Consider the following 16,261-nt stretch of genomic DNA (forward strand, 5'->3'; position numbering starts at 1 on the left):
GGCGTATGGGAAAATCCATCTGAAACATGATATAATAATAGAGAAAATAATTTTTAATAGTTGAAACAGTTGAATAGAATGAAGAGTTTAGAATAAACTATTCTTACAAAGCATAAGAAAGGTTTTTTGATGGCAAAGAAAAAAGATTTTTCTGAATTAACCAGGGTACAAATTCCAGCAGCTCTACACCTTATGAGACTGGGTTATACCTATCTTCCCCGTAATGGGAAGGAGATTGCAGAACGAGATCCAGATACCAATATCCTCGTATCTGTTTTTAAGGAGCAATTTTTAAAATTTAACAACTACCTGACAGAGGAAGACTTTGAGAGAGAACTGGCCAATATCAAGTTGGAACTAGATCAAAATGACTTGGGACGTTCTTTCTATAGACGCCTGCAAGATCAAGAAGATACCGTTTATATTGACTGGGAAAACCCTGAAGCCAATACTTTTCATCTATCGCTTGAAGTCACTTGTAAAAATGGCCAGGATGAATTCCGTCCTGACATTGTCGTATTTATCAATGGTCTGCCTCTTTCTTATATCGAAGTGAAACAGCCGAATGCGATTCGAGATGGGAAAACAGGAATTCAGTCGGAGCAAGACAGAACGAGACAGCGCTTTGAAAATCGCAAGTTCCGCCGCTTTAACAATATCACCCAGTTGATAGCTCTGTCTGACAACTTGCCCTATATCAGTGGACAAGGTCAACAAAAACAGGGCTCTTACTACGGTTCAAATGCCTATTCAAAAACCAAGTTTAATGCTTTCAAGGAAGAAAGAGAAGAAGATTTTCTTCATTCCTTAGCAAGCTTAACAGAGGACCAAATCGACTTCGTCTTAGATGACATGAACCACTTTGCCCTCAAGTCCCAGCCAGAATTCAAAACAAACCTAAACCCTAACACACCTTGCAATGCCTTTCTGTCCTCCTTGTATCAGAAAGGACGCCTGCTCTTTATGCTTCGTTTTGGACTAGTCTATGTAGAGGAAGAGAGCAAGGATGGTCAGATGCAACTGCAGAAGCATGTCATGCGCTACCCTCAGTATTTTGCGACACGTGCCATTGAAGAAACAATTGCAAAAGGTGTTAAAAAGGGCGTTATCTGGCATACACAAGGTTCAGGGAAGACAGCCTTGGCTTTCTTCAATATTCGCTATCTGACCAATTATTTCTCAAAACAGGGAATTGTCCCTCAATTTTACTTTGTCGTGGATCGTTTGGATCTGGCAGACCAAGCCTTTAAAGAATTTACCAAACGTGGTCTCAAGGTTAAGCGAATCAACAGCCCTCAAGAGCTCAATCAAAAACAAGACAGCTATGAAGTCGCTGTGGTCAATATCCAGAAGTTCAAGGATAATTCAGACTTGACTGACCGCTCTGGTTATGACCTCCATCGTCAAAATATCTATTTTATCGATGAAGCCCATCGCTCTTATAATGAACGCGGTTCCTACCTACCAAATCTCTATCAGGCAGACACCAATGCAATCAAGATTGCTTTGACTGGGACCCCATTGATTACCTATAAGAAAGATGGCAAGACCAAGGAAAATCATGCGACCACACGTGATATTTTTGGGGACTATATCCACAAATACTACTACAACCAGTCTATCGATGATGGCTTTACCCTACGCCTGATGCGAGAAGATATCGAAACTTCTTATAAAGACAATCTCAGATCCATCAATGAAGAGATCCAACGTGGAGGTTTGTCCAAAGAAGATATCTTTGCTCACCCTCGTTATGTAGAACCTATGTTAGACTTTATCATCGAGGACTTTAATCGTGCACGTGATGTAATTTTTGATGATCAGACGATTGGTGGCATGATCGTCTGTGACTCGTCAAAGCAGGCGCGTGAGCTTGAAAAGCAATTAGAAAAACGTCGTAAAGCTGGAACAATCAACTTGACATCTGCATTGATTCTCCATGATGAGGGAGATAAGGAAGAGAAGAAAGACAAGGTAGATGCTTACAAAGAAGGCAAAATTGACCTCATCATCGTCTACTCCATGCTCTTGACAGGTTTTGATGCCCCTCGTCTCAAACGTCTCTACCTAGGGCGTAAAATCAAGGCTCATAACCTTTTACAGACTCTAACCCGTGTCAATCGACCTTACAAGGACTATCTCTTTGGCTATGTCATTGACTTCGCGGATATTTCTAAGGAGTTTGATAGGACCAATCGTGCCTATTTGGAAGAACTCAATCAAGAGTATGATACAGCCTTGACTGGGGAAAATGGAGAGGATGTTTTTGGCTCGCTCTTTGTCCCTGCAGACGAGATTTCTCACGAATTAAGCAAAACGGAGCTAATCTTGCTTGACTATCCAACGGATAATCTGGAATACTTTTCCCAAGCTATCAATGATATCAAGGATAGAAAGCAGTTAATCGATTTACGAAAAGCTTTGGAGTCAATCAAGCAGTATTACAATATTGCTCGTCTTCTTGGTTACCATCAATTGGTCGAGCAGATTGACATTGCTCAGGTCGCAACCTTGCTCAATATCCTCTCTAGACGGATGCTGACACTGTCCTTGATTGATAAACCAGCTGACTTTTCTAGTCAAACGCTCTTAAATTTAGCGATGTCTGAGACAAGTTTTAGTTTTGTCAAGATTGCAGAGGAAGAACTTCGCCTAGCAGCTAATGACCTGGAGGATTGGAGACGTCGGGTAGCTGGTAAGATTAAAAAACAGCGTGATGAAAAGGATCCTGAGTGGGTTTCTCTCTATGAAGAATTCCAACGCATCATGCAAAAACATTTTATATATGGTCAAGAAGGCTATACGATGGAAAATATCAAGGAAACACAAAAAGACTATGAAGAACTCTTTAAGTCAGTGGAGGATTATTATACTCGTATGAGACGATTGACCATGAACTTTAACGGAGATGAAATGGCAGCTCGTTCATTCAAGCATGTGACTAACTCGACTATGGTCAGTGAATTTCCAGCTATTTACCATGTTATCAAAGGTTCTAAGATTAAATTAGACCATAGAATCGGTCAAAACCAAGGGGTTCTAGATAATGAGGAATATCTAAAGCGAATGATTCGCGAGCAAGCCCGAAAAGAAATGAAGAAAAACCAATCAGCTAGCAATATGGCCAAACAAGATTTTGATAGATTGGTTGAATCGCTATTTGAAGGATATGAAGAGGAATACCAACACTAATGAATGAAACATATAAGGTCCAAGTCCAAGACTTGGTAGATGATTTGAAAGCCGTCTTTACTCATGCAGGACTGGGCGGAGAAGCGGGTGAGTACAAACTTCTCACCCAGTCTTTCCTCTACAATTTTTTAAATGATAAGTTTTTATATCAAGCACAGGTACTAGATGCAGGGAACACCTATGAAAACTTACTGACCATGAGTGAGGAAGACTATGACTGGCTCTTGGAGGATATCGGTACCAGCACAGCTTGGCTCAAGCCTGACCAGTTGATCGAAACCCTTCACCGTCAGCAAAACGAGACGACTTTCTACGAAACTTTTGAAAATACTCTCAACCAGATCGCCATTGACAATAATGATATCTTCTCTGTTCATACAGACGGAGATACGGCTATTCGTCTCTTTGATGAGCGTTTGATTACTGATACTATCTCAGATAGCAGTAAACGGAACGAGGTCGCAAAGGCCATCATCAATCTCCTTGCACGAGTTAAGTTTGATGAGACCATTTTTTCACAAGGTTTTGACTTTTTCTCTACCCTCTTTGAGTACATGATCAAGGACTACAACAAAGATGGCGGTGGTAAGTACGCTGAGTACTACACGCCTCACTCTGTGGCTAAGATTATCGCTGATATCTTGGTGGGAAATGACCAACCATCAAACGTGCGGATCTATGACCCGTCAGCTGGTTCGGGAACCTTGCTCATGAACCTGGCTAGTCGTATCGGTGTGGACAAGACCACTGTCTATAGTCAGGATATCTCGCAAAAATCGTCTAATCTCCTCCGTCTCAATCTGATCTTGAATGGACTGCAACACTCCATTCACAATATCGTACAGGGAAATACCATCATCGCCAATCGCCATCCTGAAAAGATGGACTATATCGTGTCCAATCCTCCTTTTAAGCTGGACTTTTCAGAGTGGCGTGACCAAGTGGAGACCTTGCCAGAAGCCAGTGAGCGTTTCTTTGCAGGTGTGCCAAAGGTTCCAGCCAAGTCTAAGGATAAGATGGCGATTTATGAGCTCTTTGTCCAGCATATCATCTACTCCTTGAAGCCAGACGGTCAAGCGGCTGTTGTCTTACCGACAGGCTTTATCACTGCCCAATCAGGGATTGATAAGGCCATCCGTCAACACTTGGTGGATAATCAAATGCTGGCGGGTGTCGTTTCCATGCCGTCTAATATCTTTGCGACGACAGGTACCAACGTCTCTATCCTCTTTATCGATAAGAAAAACAAGGACGATGTCGTCCTCATCGATGCCTCAAACCTCGGAACCAAGGTCAAGGAAGGCAAGAATCAAAAGACTGTGCTATCTCCTGAGGAAGAGCAGAAGATCGTCGAGACCTTTATCAAGAAAGAAGCCGTCGAGGACTTTTCAGTCACCGTCTCTTATGAGGATATCAAGGAGAAAAACTACTCTCTCAGCGCAGGTCAATACTTTGACATCAAGATTGACTATGTAGATATCACAGCAGACGAGTTTGAAGCCAAGATGACCGCCTTTCAAGACAAACTCTCAGACCTCTTCCAGCAATCGCATGCATTGGAGCAAGAAATTGAAGAACAAATGAAGGGGTTGAAGTATGAGTAAGTTAGAAGAGTGTATACTAGGTGACTTAGTTGAGTTTCAAAGAGGATATGACTTGCCAAAATCAAAGTTTGTAGAAGGCAAGTATCCGGTACAATCATCAAATGGTATTTTAGGCTATCATAACGAGTATAAAGTTGAGGGGCCTGGCATCACAATTGGTAGAAGTGGTACAGTTGGTAATCCTCACTTGATTAGAGAAAATTTTTTCCCTCACAATACTTCACTCTTTGTGAAAGAATTCAAAGGGAATGATATTGAATATATATATTATTTATTGCAATATTTGGATTTAGGTAATCAAAAATCTGGTTCTGGTGTACCAACAATGAATAGAAACCATTTGCATCCGATTAAGATTAGGGCTTATCGTGATAAAACATGTCAACAAAGGACTATTAAAATTCTATCTTTAATCGATAAAAAAATCCAAATAAACAACCAAATCAACCAAGAGTTGGAAGTTATGGCTAAGACCCTCTATGACTACTGGTTTGTGCAGTTTGATTTCCCAGACCAGAATGGCAAACCCTACAAATCATCAGGCGGAAAGATGGTCTATAACCCAGAACTCAAACGCGAAATCCCAGTGAGGTGGGGAGTGGAGAAGTTGTCTTCATTGCTTGAAATTGGTAGAGAGACAATAAATCCAATGAAAACTCCTAAAGAAGAATTTAAATATTATAGTATACCAGAATATGATGTTTCAGGTTCTTTCTCATATGAGCTTGGAGAAACTATTAGAAGTAATAAATTTATAGTTGAAAAAAGTGACTTATTAGTTTCAAAACTTAACCCATGGTTTAATCGAGTTGTTTATAACTTAGAAGAAAATGCAATATCATCAACAGAGTTTATTGTATGGAAAACTTTTAATCGATTTGAGAAAAATTTTTTATACCAAGTTGCAACTAGTAAAGAATTTATTGAATATTGCACACGATTCACAACAGGAACATCAAATAGTCATAAAAGGGTATCGCCTGATATAATGGTTGGCTTCCAGATTCCATTTGAAAAAACTTATATACAGAAATTCGGGGAAATTACTGATAGCATTAGAACCCAAGTTTTACAAAATAATGTACAAAATCAAGAACTTACCCAACTTCGCGATTGGCTCTTGCCAATGCTGATGAATGGACAGGTGAAGGTGGAGTAGGGAAAAGAAAAGAGGAATAAATGGATACGATTGTACTTCCTAAGCATTTAAATAAAGAATCAATCAGAGAGGTTGTTATTAAATTTAGAGACTACGTAACTAAATCAGAAATTGGTTCGGAAGTTCAAATTGATATGAGAAGAATTGAATTCTCTGAGCCTTCTGGTATGGTTTCCTTGAGTAATATTATTAAATGGGCTGAAAAAAACAAGAAGATTGAGGTTACATTTATCGTTGATACTGAGACAGAAAATGTTGAAAATAGAAAGGTGATGAATTATTTATCTGATTGTGGATTCTTTAAGAATTTTGGTCAAGAGGATATTTTCAAAAAACCTAATTTACGGCCTACAACATTGACTTTGAAGCATGTTGAAACAAGTAGAATTAATCAATGGCAACAATCAGATCTTATGATATGGTTGCAGAATCAGACGAAGAGAAAAAATGATTTTTCATCAATCTGTGTGGCGATTGACGAGATATTTAATAATATATCTGATCATTCAACTGAAAAAATAGGTTGTATCTTTGGCCAGCACTATCCAAATAAGAACGAAATTATTATTTCAGTATCAGATTTTGGTGTAGGAATACCGACGACTATTCGTGAGAAATTTAATGGGGATTTATCGGATGATAAATTGATAGAATATGCATTGCAAGAAGGAGTTTCTTCTCAATCGGTACCACAAAATAGAGGTGCAGGCTTGTCTAATATAATGAATACTTTAACAAAAAATGAAGTTTCTAGAGTGACAATTCTCTCAAATTGTGGTATGATTGAAATATTTAACAACGAAATTGTTAAATCAAAATCTTTTAGCGAATCATATCCAGGTACTTTTTTCGAATTAGTAATTGATGTGTCTAATGAACATCTATATGACTTAGAAGAAGAGGAGGAATTTTCATGGTAACGATTGAAGTGAAAAATATTGTAAACAATTATTCAGATAATCAATCGGGTCTTATTATACTTGATAAAATAAAAAGAGCATTTGAAGCGAATCAAACAGTCGTTGTATCGTTTGAATCGGTTCCATATGTAAGTACGTCTTTTGTTAATTCAGCATTTATTAATTTATTAAGTGATTATTCATTTGAGCGAATTAGAGAAGATTTAAAAATTATTAATTCAAATTCGCAAATTAATTCTTTAATTAAAAATCGATTTGCATTTGAAACGTCAAAAATTGCAGTAGTATAAAGCTTGTTAAGAATTCCAGCCAAATTTATATTTGGTTGGTTTTTACTTTCAAAAGATGCTAAAATTAAATTACCTAAAAGGTAATTTAATTTGAACAAATAGGCTGATTGTAGAATTTCGGGAGGAGGATATGGAGAAGGTATTTCCTAGTCCTGTAGAAATCGAAATTCTAAAAATAGAGGAGGTCAGCAATCACTATGAGTAATAAAATTATTGAATACAAAGACCTGATTGCTTTTCATCCAGGTCAGTATGTTGAAGAATTGATTGAAGATTATAATGTAACGCAGAAAGAATTTGCGAATCGTTTGGGAGTTTCAGCAAAGACTGTCAGCAAGCTTGTCAATGCTGAGGAGTCCATTAGTAAGGAAACGGCTCATAAATTAGCCAAACTAAGCGGAGTTTCAATGCAAACCTGGCTCAATCTTCAGAATGCTTATGATGTAAAAGTTGCAGAGATTGTAGAACAAAAAGAGCTAGAAGAAGGTGGCGAGAAAGAAATCTGTGAGATGATTGCTTTCAAGTATTTTAAGGAAGAAGACTACGTGCTAGACAAACGCTATAGCTTGAAGGAAAAGATTATCGAGCTTCGCAAGATTTTAGGTGTGGCAAGTTTAGAAAGCCTTACATCTTTTAACTATCTAGTCAGCTATCGGAATACGCGTGAGTTTACAACTAAAAGTATAGTAAACTCTAATATCATGCTGGAGTTGGCGTCTAAAAAAGCGCGTGATAAAACGACAACTAAGCTAAATCGCAGAAAGCTAGAGAGAAGCCTGCCTGCGTTGAGAAAGTTGAGCAGACAAGACCCAGAAGTCTCTCCTCAACGCTTGTCTGATATCTTGCTAGACTGTGGTGTTGTCTTAGTCGGTTTACCTGCTTTGCCAAATGCCAATTTGAATGGAGCGACTAAAAAGTTCAGTAATGGTAGCGCCTTGCTTTTACTGACGGATCGAAACAAAGCGCCAGACATTTTCTGGTTCTCACTATTTCATGAGATTGGACACATTCTGGAGAATGATTTTTCATCTGATGAAGGAAACAGTGAGTCCTATCTTCGTTCTGAGGAACAGGCAGACCAGTTTGTAAAAGATTTCTTGATTAGGCCAGAAGATTATCAAGCTTTTGTAGGAAAAGGAAATTTTGATAAGTCAGATATCATACGTTTTGCGGAGGAAATCGATATTCATCCTAGCGTTGTTTTAGGCAGATTACAAAATGAAGGTATTCTAGGTTTTGACCGTTTCCGAGAACTAAAAGAGAATTATTACTTTGTTTCCTAAGTGTCAGGAAATTTTTAGAAGAAGAAAAAAGATTCATACAGTCAGTCATGTGAAGTCATTAATTCGTTCATTTTTAAGGTACAACATTGTTTCCATATTCCCTGGAAACGGATAGAAAGTAAGGAGAAATATGGAACAAACTAACCAAAAATCCCAGTGCCAGCAACTCTGGGCTAGAAACAAATACCTCGTTTTGAGCCATTCTAGCAATATTTACAATGAGATTCGCCAATACTTGAAGAATGAAGAGGTGGAGCTGAGTCTGGTTCAAGAGATGATTGACCGTGCTTGCCAGATTCCAGAACACAGGGGTCAGGTTTGCAATGCCTTTCAGCATATTTGGGGCTATTTCAAGAAGAAAGCGACAGATGCTGAGCGCAAGGACTATCTGCTCTTGCTGGATCGCTACCGCTTTGGTCAGGTTTCCAAGGAAGACTTGATTGCTAAAACTCGAGAGTTGCTGGATCGCTATCCAAATAGCTACTTGCAACATTCGACTTTGCTGAAAGGAGACTCCCATGAGACTTTGGCATGAGGCTTTGATTTCACAACTTCCCCGTCCTCAACTTTTGGGGCAACATCGAGAGTGTTGCGCCCTGCGTGGCAATGGCTGGGGGAGAAAGCATGCGACGGTGAACTATGTCTTTACCCACTCGCCCTATCAACTCTATGCTTATCATCTCTTGATCATGGAGGAGATGGCTGACCGTGGCTATAATGTCAGTCCAGAGTGGCTGGACAAGAACTACCGTGGTAAGACCCGTCCTCCGTATCAAGACTTACTCGAGGAGAAGCTAGGCAAGCCCATCTATAGTGAACATGATGCAGAATACTATGAGGAGTGTCTGGCTAATCTCCGAGAGAAGGGGATTGAGTTGGTGTAAGAGTCAGGATTATCTCCAATTTATAACTCCTCTCATAATTTTTTCGAATAATAAAAATGAGACCTTTAGAATGATTCTAAGGTCTTCTTTTTATTGGTATTAGGATTTACTTTTAATAACTTTTAAGTTATAATTTAAGAAAGCCAAGCGTGAACTGAAGGACTTAAAAGAAAGAGGGTTAAGTGATGAAAAATAGCGCCATTGGGAGTAATTGGAAGGATGTCCGAAAAGAACTCTTTACCAAGGAGGAAATCCTTGAAAGTGATATGCGAGTGGCCATCATGAGTGAGTTGATAGAAGCTAGACATGAGCAAGGTATCAGTCAGAAAAAACTAGAAGAACTCAGTGGAGTGAGCCAGCCTGTTATAGCTAGGATGGAGACAGGAAAGACCAGTCCTCAGTTGGATACGGTCTTAAAAGTCTTAGCCAGTTTAGGAAAGACACTAGCAGTCGTCCCACTTGAACAGGAAAAAAATTGATTAAACTGACCTATAGTCTTTTCTAATAACAAGCCATAGTCACTGATGAGAATCGTCAATAGTTCGTTTGAGCATTCTAACTAAAATACAGCAATAAAACAAGCAATACAAAGGATTTGAGACACTGGTCTCAAGTCTTTTTCTTTTGTTCGAAAAAGTGATATAGTTTCAAACTATATCAAAGCCTAATTATTTACAATTATACAGACAGTTTCTTTTCTGTTAAGATAGTTTCAACAACAAATTTTGGAGGACACATCATGTCAACTACGATCATCGGTTTCCCTCGTTTAGGTGAATTCCGCGAATTAAAATTTACAACTGAAAAATACTTTAGAAAAGAAATCTCAGAAGAAGAACTCTTAGCAGCAGCAAAAGAATTGCGTGCAAAACACTGGAACATTGTTAAAGAAAAAGGCATCACTGAAATCCCATCAAATGACTTTTCTCACTATGACAACTTCCTAGATGCAGCTTTCCTTTTCAACGTGGTACCTGCTTCCGTTCAAAACTTGGACTTATCTGACCTTGAGCGCTACTTTGCTTTGGGACGTGGTTACCAAGGGGAAAAAGGGGACGTTCGTGCCCTTCCGATGAAGAAATGGTTCAACACCAACTACCACTACATCGTGCCTAAATTTGAAAAAGATACTCAAGTTAAATTGGCAGGTCACAAAATTTTCGATGAGTTCCAAGAAGCCAAAGAACTTGGATTGAACACTCGACCTGTTCTTGTAGGTCCATTCACTTTCCTTCAATTGTCAGACTTTGAAGAAGGCGTGAAAGCAGAAGACTTCGTAGACAGCTTAGTAGCTGCTTACCAAGAAGTTTTTGCTAAATTGGCGGAGCTTGGTGCAACTCGCATCCAACTCGACGAAGCGGCTCTTGTCAAAGACTTGACAGCTGAAGAAAAAGCTCTCTTCTTGAACCTCTACAACAAGCTTTTGGCTGACAAAAAAGGTCTTGAAGTCTTGCTTCAAACTTACTTCGGAGACGTTCGTGACGTTTACTCTGATCTTGTGAACTTGCCAGTAGATGCGATTGGTCTTGACTTCGTTGAAGGTAAGAAAACTCTTGAACTTGTGAAAGGTGGTTTCCCAGCGGACAAGACTCTCTATGCAGGGATTGTCAATGGTAAAAACATCTGGCGTAACAACTACGAAAAGAGCTTGGCTGTTCTTGAACAAATCCCAGCTGAAAACATTGTCTTGACAAGCTCATGCTCACTTCTTCATGTGCCATTTACAACGGCTAACGAAGAATTTGAACCAGCTATCTTGAACCACTTTGCTTTTGCAGTTGAAAAATTGGATGAAATTCGTGATTTGGATGCTATCCGCAATGGTCAAGGTGAACAAGCTCTTGCAGCCAATAAAGAACTCTTTGCGACTGAGCGTGTGGGTGAAAATGCAGAACTTCGTGCGCGCATCGCTGGATTGACAGACGCTGACTACACTCGTTTGCCAGCCTTTGCAGAACGTGAAGCTATCCAAGAAGAAGCCTTTAAACTTCCAGCCCTTCCAACAACAACCATCGGTTCATTCCCTCAAACTAAGGAAGTCCGTGCTAAACGTTTGGCTTACCGTAAGGGTGAATTGTCACAAGAAGAGTACGACGCCTTCCTTGCTGAAACCATCGACGAATGGATCAAATGGCAAGAAGAAGTTGGATTTGACGTGCTTGTACACGGTGAATTCGAGCGTAACGACATGGTTGAGTACTTCGGTCAAAACTTGTCAGGTTACCTCTTCTCTAAGAATGGTTGGGTACAATCATACGGTATGCGTGGGGTGAAACCACCAATCATCTGGGGTGATGTAACTCGTCTCAACCCAATCACTGTCAAATGGTCTAGCTACGCACAAAGCCGTACAGACAAGCCTGTCAAAGGTATGTTGACTGGACCTGTTACCATCCTTAACTGGTCATTCCCACGTGAAGACATTTCTATCAAGGATTCAACTCTTCAAATCGCTCTTGCCATCAAGGATGAAGTTCTTGACCTTGAAGCTGCAGGTGTGAAAATCATCCAAATCGACGAGGCTGCTCTTCGTGAGAAATTGCCACTCCGTCGTAGCGACTGGTACGAAGACTACCTTGACTGGGCTATTCCAGCCTTCCGCTTGGTACACTCAACAGTAGCGCCAGATACACAAATCCACACTCACATGTGTTACTCAGAATTTACAGATATCATCCCAGCTATCGACAACATGGACGCGGACGTTATTTCCTTTGAAGCAAGCCGTTCAAACCTTGAAATCTTGGACGAACTCAAAGCGAAAAACTTCCAAACAGAAGTGGGACCTGGGGTTTACGATATCCACTCACCTCGTGTGCCAAATGAAGGTGAAATCGACCACACAATCGATGCTATTCTTGCTAAAGTACCAAGCAAGAAAGTTTGGATCAACCCTGACTGTGGTTTGAAAACACGTGGTATTCCAGAAACAAAAGAAAGCTTGATCCGCCTTGTCGAAGCAGCAAAAGCTGCGCGTGAGAAATTATAAGATAAGATTTCGCTCGTGACCCTGACTGATCAAGGAACTGCTTGGCCCTAGCTGGCTCAGCAATCATGAAATCAAAAAGAAAAGGATAATGACTATGTCACGCCAAACACCGTCACTTTCATTTGAAGTGTTCCCTCCAAACCCAGCTGTGGGTAATGATAAAATTATTTCAGCCTTGCAGGATATGCGGGAGCTGACACCTCACTTTATCAGTGTGACTGCCAGCAATAATAAATTTAATATCAAGGAAACAACGGTTCGTTTGGCTGACTTTATCCAGAATGACTTGGCGATTCCAACCATTGCCCACTTGCCAGCTATCTATCTGACCAAGGAAAAGGTTGCTGAAACCATTGCAGACTTGGATAAGGTTGGGGTACAGAAAATCTTGGCCTTGCGTGGGGATATTATCCCTGATGTGGAACCACAAAAGGATTTCCGCTACGCAACGGACTTGATTGAGTTCATCAAGGAACAAGCTCCTCACTTTGATATTGTTGGCGCTTGCTACCCAGAGGGGCATCCTGACTCGCCAAACCAAATCTCAGATATTCAAAATCTCAAGAAGAAAGTGGATGCAGGTTGTTCAAGCCTTGTAACGCAACTTTTCTTTGACAATGAGCGCTTCTACGATTTCCAAGATAAGTGTACCTTGGCAGGGATTGATGTTCCTATTCATGCGGGGATCATGCCCATTCTTAACCGTAATCAAGCGCTTCGTCTATTGAAAACGTGTGAGAATATCCATCTTCCACGCAAATTTAAGGCCATCTTAGACAAGTATGAGCATGACCCTGAGTCGCTCAGAGCAGCAGGACTTGCCTATGCCGTGGATCAGATCGTGGACTTGGTAACCCAGGATGTCGCAGGTGTGCATCTCTACACCATGAACAATGCTGAAACAGCCAAATACATCCACCAAGCAACCCATGCCTTGTTTAATCATCAGTCTTTAGGATAATAAAAAGCAAACCATTCTTCTCAGGTGAGGGGAATGGTTCCTTTTTAATAGAAAAGCCCGCACTTTTTAAGAAAAATATGATAAAATAGACTCTGTACGTACTTGATACAAAGATGAGGGTATTTAGGGTATTAAGGATTTTTTAATAGTTGATTAATTTTTAATCGAAATCTGATAATTGGTTCTATAATAAATACGAACGAAGTGAGTGTTAAAAGATATTTCACACTATAGTGGTATCCTAGAGAATAACTCTGTTATTTTCTAGGACGGAATTTTTGAGACTTCAGGCTTAAAAATTAGGGATGAAATTCCGAAGGAAGTTGCTCCCGTCCGCACTGTGTCAGTGAAATATCAAAAAAATTCTTAATTGAATTTTGGTCTCATTTCTTAGGAAAAAAGATAAGCTTCCTAGCACTCATCGAGTGTGGCGTCACCTTCCTATTTTTCTATAGAAATGTTCGGCAAACCGAACCGTCCAAAATATCTTGATTAATTGAACACGCCTACAACTCTGTGGAAAAAGATAAATCTACCTAGGAGCAGTCGCTCCGTCGTTCGATTTCCTATTTTCCTTTGAGTTGCTTAACGGCTTAGTATCTTGAAAATTGAACCCGGCCGAAAAGCTGTGTAAAAAAGATAAACTGTCTTGTCTTCATCGAAGACTTCGCCAGTTTCCTATTTTTACTTTGCTTTTTGCAACCTTAGTATCTTGATCTTTGTAGGCAAGGCGTATAATTTCATCAATCCAAAGGGGATTAAAATGACAAAACAAGTGTTTCAAACGACTTTTGCGGGTCGTGAATTAATCGTAGAGACTGGTCAGGTTGCTAAGCAAGCAAATGGCTCTGTTGTCGTCCGTTACGGTGAGTCAACTGTCTTGACTGCGGCCGTTATGTCTAAGAAGATGGCAACTGGGGATTTCTTCCCACTTCAAGTTAACTACGAAGAAAAAATGTATGCGGCTGGGAAGTTTCCTGGTGGCTTTATGAAACGTGAAGGGCGTCCTTCGACAGATGCAACTTTGACAGCACGTTTGATTGACCGTCCAATCCGTCCTATGTTTGCGGAAGGTTTCCGTAATGAAGTCCAAGTCATCAACACAGTTCTTTCTTACGATGAAAATGCTTCTGCACCAATGGCAGCAATGTTTGGTTCATCCTTGGCACTTTCTATCTCAGATATTCCGTTTGACGGACCAATCGCTGGAGTACAAGTGGGTTATGTAGATGGCCAAATCATCATCAACCCTACTCAAGAACAGGCAGAGCAATCTCTTCTTGAATTGACAGTAGCTGGTACCAAGCACGCTATCAACATGGTAGAGTCTGGTGCCAAAGAATTGTCAGAAGAAATCATGTTGGAAGCCCTTCTGAAAGGTCACGAAGCAGTCAAAGAATTGATTGCCTTCCAAGAAGAAATCGTTGCTGCTGTCGGTAAGGAAAAAGCAGAAGTGGAATTGCTTCATGTAGACGCTGAATTACAGGCTGAAATCATCGCAGCCTACAACAGCGACCTCCAAAAAGCGGTACAAGTAGAAGAAAAATTAGCTCGTGAAGCTGCAACTCAAGCAGTTAAAGACCAAGTAACCGCAGTTTACGAAGAAAAATATGCAGACCACGAAGAATTTGACCGTATCATGCGTGATGTGGCTGGAATCTTGGAACAAATGGAGCACGCTGAAGTGCGTCGTTTGATCACAGAAGACAAGGTGCGTCCTGACGGTCGTAAGGTCGATGAAATCCGTCCTTTGGATGCGGTTGTTGACTATCTTCCTCGTGTACATGGTTCTGGCCTTTTCACTCGTGGACAAACTCAAGCCCTTTCAGTTTTGACCTTGGCTCCGATGGGAGAAACTCAAATCATCGATGGTTTGGACCCAGAGTACAAGAAACGCTTTATGCACCACTATAACTTCCCTCAATACTCTGTAGGGGAAACAGGTCGTTATGGTGCACCAGGTCGTCGTGAAATTGGTCACGGTGCTCTCGGTGAGCGTGCTCTTGCTCAAGTCTTGCCAAGTTTGGAAGAATTCCCGTATGCGATCCGCTTGGTAGCTGAGGTCTTGGAATCAAATGGTTCTTCTTCTCAAGCTTCTATCTGTGCGGGAACGCTTGCCCTTATGGCTGGTGGTGTGCCAATCAAGGCGCCAGTAGCTGGTATTGCTATGGGTCTTATCTCAGATGGAAATAACTACACAGTATTGACAGATATCCAAGGATTGGAAGACCACTTTGGAGATATGGACTTCAAGGTTGCCGGTACTCGTGAGGGGATTACAGCCCTTCAAATGGATATCAAGATTCAAGGGATTACTGCAGAAATCTTGACTGAGGCCCTTGCCCAAGCCAAGAAAGCGCGTTTTGAAATCCTTGATGTGATTGAAGCAACGATTCCAGAAGTTCGTCCAGAATTGGCTCCAACTGCACCGAAAATTGATACCATCAAGATCGATGTCGACAAGATTAAGATTGTCATCGGTAAGGGTGGAGAAACCATCGACAAGATTATCGCTGAGACAGGCGTTAAGATTGATATCGACGAAGAAGGTAATGTTTCTATCTACTCTAGCGACCAAGATGCTATTAACCGAACCAAAGAAATCATCGCTGGCTTGGTCCGTGAGGCTAAAGTAGATGAAGTTTACCATGCCAAGGTTGTTCGTATCGAGAAATTTGGTGCCTTTGTCAACCTCTTTGACAAGACAGATGCCCTCGTTCACATTTCGGAAATGGCTTGGACGCGTACCAACCGTGTAGAAGACTTGGTAGCTATCGGTGATGAAGTCGATGTTAAGGTTATCAAGATTGATGAAAAAGGCCGTATCGATGCCTCTATGAAAGTTCTTCTTCCTCGTCCTCCAAAACCTGAGCATGATGAAAAAGGTGAAAAGTCTGAGCGACCTCACCGTCCACGTCATCACAAGGACCACAAACCTAAGAAAGAATTTACAGAAACACCAAAAGATTCAGAATAAGA

At 40.6% G+C, this 16,261-nt stretch carries 12 protein-coding genes and 1 pseudogene; all 13 read left to right on the plus strand.

Features of this window, described 5'->3' with window-relative positions; translation table 11 throughout:
* Positions 1–129: 129 nt before the first annotated feature.
* The 13 genes and pseudogenes from HMPREF8578_RS07015 (at position 130) to pnp (ending at position 16,259) form a co-directional block, all read left to right on the plus strand.
* Complete coding sequence (locus tag HMPREF8578_RS07015) at positions 130–3,192, plus strand: type I restriction endonuclease (RefSeq protein WP_001074791.1); 3,063 nt, start codon at positions 130–132, stop codon at positions 3,190–3,192.
* Positions 3,192–4,796, plus strand: coding sequence for an HsdM family class I SAM-dependent methyltransferase (locus tag HMPREF8578_RS07020; protein WP_001006415.1), 1,605 nt, complete (start codon positions 3,192–3,194; stop codon positions 4,794–4,796). Before HMPREF8578_RS07015 ends, HMPREF8578_RS07020 begins: the two co-directional genes overlap by 1 nt.
* A complete protein-coding gene (locus tag HMPREF8578_RS07025; RefSeq protein WP_000039904.1) occupies positions 4,789–5,955 on the plus strand; it encodes a restriction endonuclease subunit S in 1,167 nt (388 codons plus the stop codon). Before HMPREF8578_RS07020 ends, HMPREF8578_RS07025 begins: the two co-directional genes overlap by 8 nt.
* A gap of 20 nt (positions 5,956–5,975) precedes the next feature.
* Positions 5,976–6,875: an ATP-binding protein gene (locus tag HMPREF8578_RS07030; RefSeq protein ID WP_000379786.1), complete on the plus strand. Its 900-nt coding sequence runs from the start codon at positions 5,976–5,978 to the stop codon at positions 6,873–6,875.
* Positions 6,869–7,165 (plus strand): STAS-like domain-containing protein, encoded by a 297-nt coding sequence (locus tag HMPREF8578_RS07035; protein WP_000256281.1) that lies wholly within the window; start codon positions 6,869–6,871, stop codon positions 7,163–7,165. The genes HMPREF8578_RS07030 and HMPREF8578_RS07035 overlap by 7 nt, the downstream gene beginning before the upstream one ends.
* Before the next feature lie 100 nt (positions 7,166–7,265).
* A pseudogene (locus HMPREF8578_RS12405) lies at positions 7,266–7,370 on the plus strand (addiction module toxin RelE); the annotation flags it as partial.
* On the plus strand, positions 7,363–8,448 hold the full coding sequence (locus HMPREF8578_RS07040; protein ID WP_000066198.1) for a HigA family addiction module antitoxin: 1,086 nt from the start codon (positions 7,363–7,365) through the stop codon (positions 8,446–8,448). The pseudogene HMPREF8578_RS12405 and the gene HMPREF8578_RS07040, both read left to right, overlap by 8 nt.
* A gap of 130 nt (positions 8,449–8,578) precedes the next feature.
* The gene (locus HMPREF8578_RS07045; protein ID WP_000438476.1) at positions 8,579–8,983 is read left to right on the plus strand and encodes a YbgA family protein; all 405 of its coding nucleotides are present in this window, start codon (positions 8,579–8,581) and stop codon (positions 8,981–8,983) included.
* On the plus strand, positions 8,967–9,332 hold the full coding sequence (locus HMPREF8578_RS07050) for a TIGR02328 family protein (protein WP_001241805.1): 366 nt from the start codon (positions 8,967–8,969) through the stop codon (positions 9,330–9,332). Before HMPREF8578_RS07045 ends, HMPREF8578_RS07050 begins: the two co-directional genes overlap by 17 nt.
* A 185-nt stretch (positions 9,333–9,517) precedes the next feature.
* Positions 9,518–9,811, plus strand: coding sequence for a helix-turn-helix domain-containing protein (locus HMPREF8578_RS07055; protein WP_000797740.1), 294 nt, complete (start codon positions 9,518–9,520; stop codon positions 9,809–9,811).
* Positions 9,812–10,071: 260 nt separating this feature from the next.
* On the plus strand, positions 10,072–12,321 hold the full coding sequence (gene metE / locus HMPREF8578_RS07060) for a 5-methyltetrahydropteroyltriglutamate--homocysteine S-methyltransferase (RefSeq protein ID WP_000108243.1): 2,250 nt from the start codon (positions 10,072–10,074) through the stop codon (positions 12,319–12,321).
* A gap of 94 nt (positions 12,322–12,415) precedes the next feature.
* Positions 12,416–13,282, plus strand: a complete 867-nt coding sequence (metF, locus tag HMPREF8578_RS07065; RefSeq protein ID WP_025168823.1) for a methylenetetrahydrofolate reductase [NAD(P)H] — start codon at positions 12,416–12,418, stop codon at positions 13,280–13,282.
* A 763-nt stretch (positions 13,283–14,045) separates the two neighbouring features.
* Positions 14,046–16,259 carry a polyribonucleotide nucleotidyltransferase gene (pnp, locus tag HMPREF8578_RS07070; protein ID WP_000166428.1) on the plus strand — a complete coding sequence of 738 codons (2,214 nt, stop codon included), beginning with the start codon at positions 14,046–14,048 and terminating at the stop codon, positions 16,257–16,259.
* Positions 16,260–16,261: the final 2 nt, after the last annotated feature.

The sequence above is a fragment of the Streptococcus oralis ATCC 49296 genome (genome assembly GCF_000185265.1).
In the GTDB taxonomy this organism is placed as follows: domain Bacteria; phylum Bacillota; class Bacilli; order Lactobacillales; family Streptococcaceae; genus Streptococcus; species Streptococcus oralis_BC.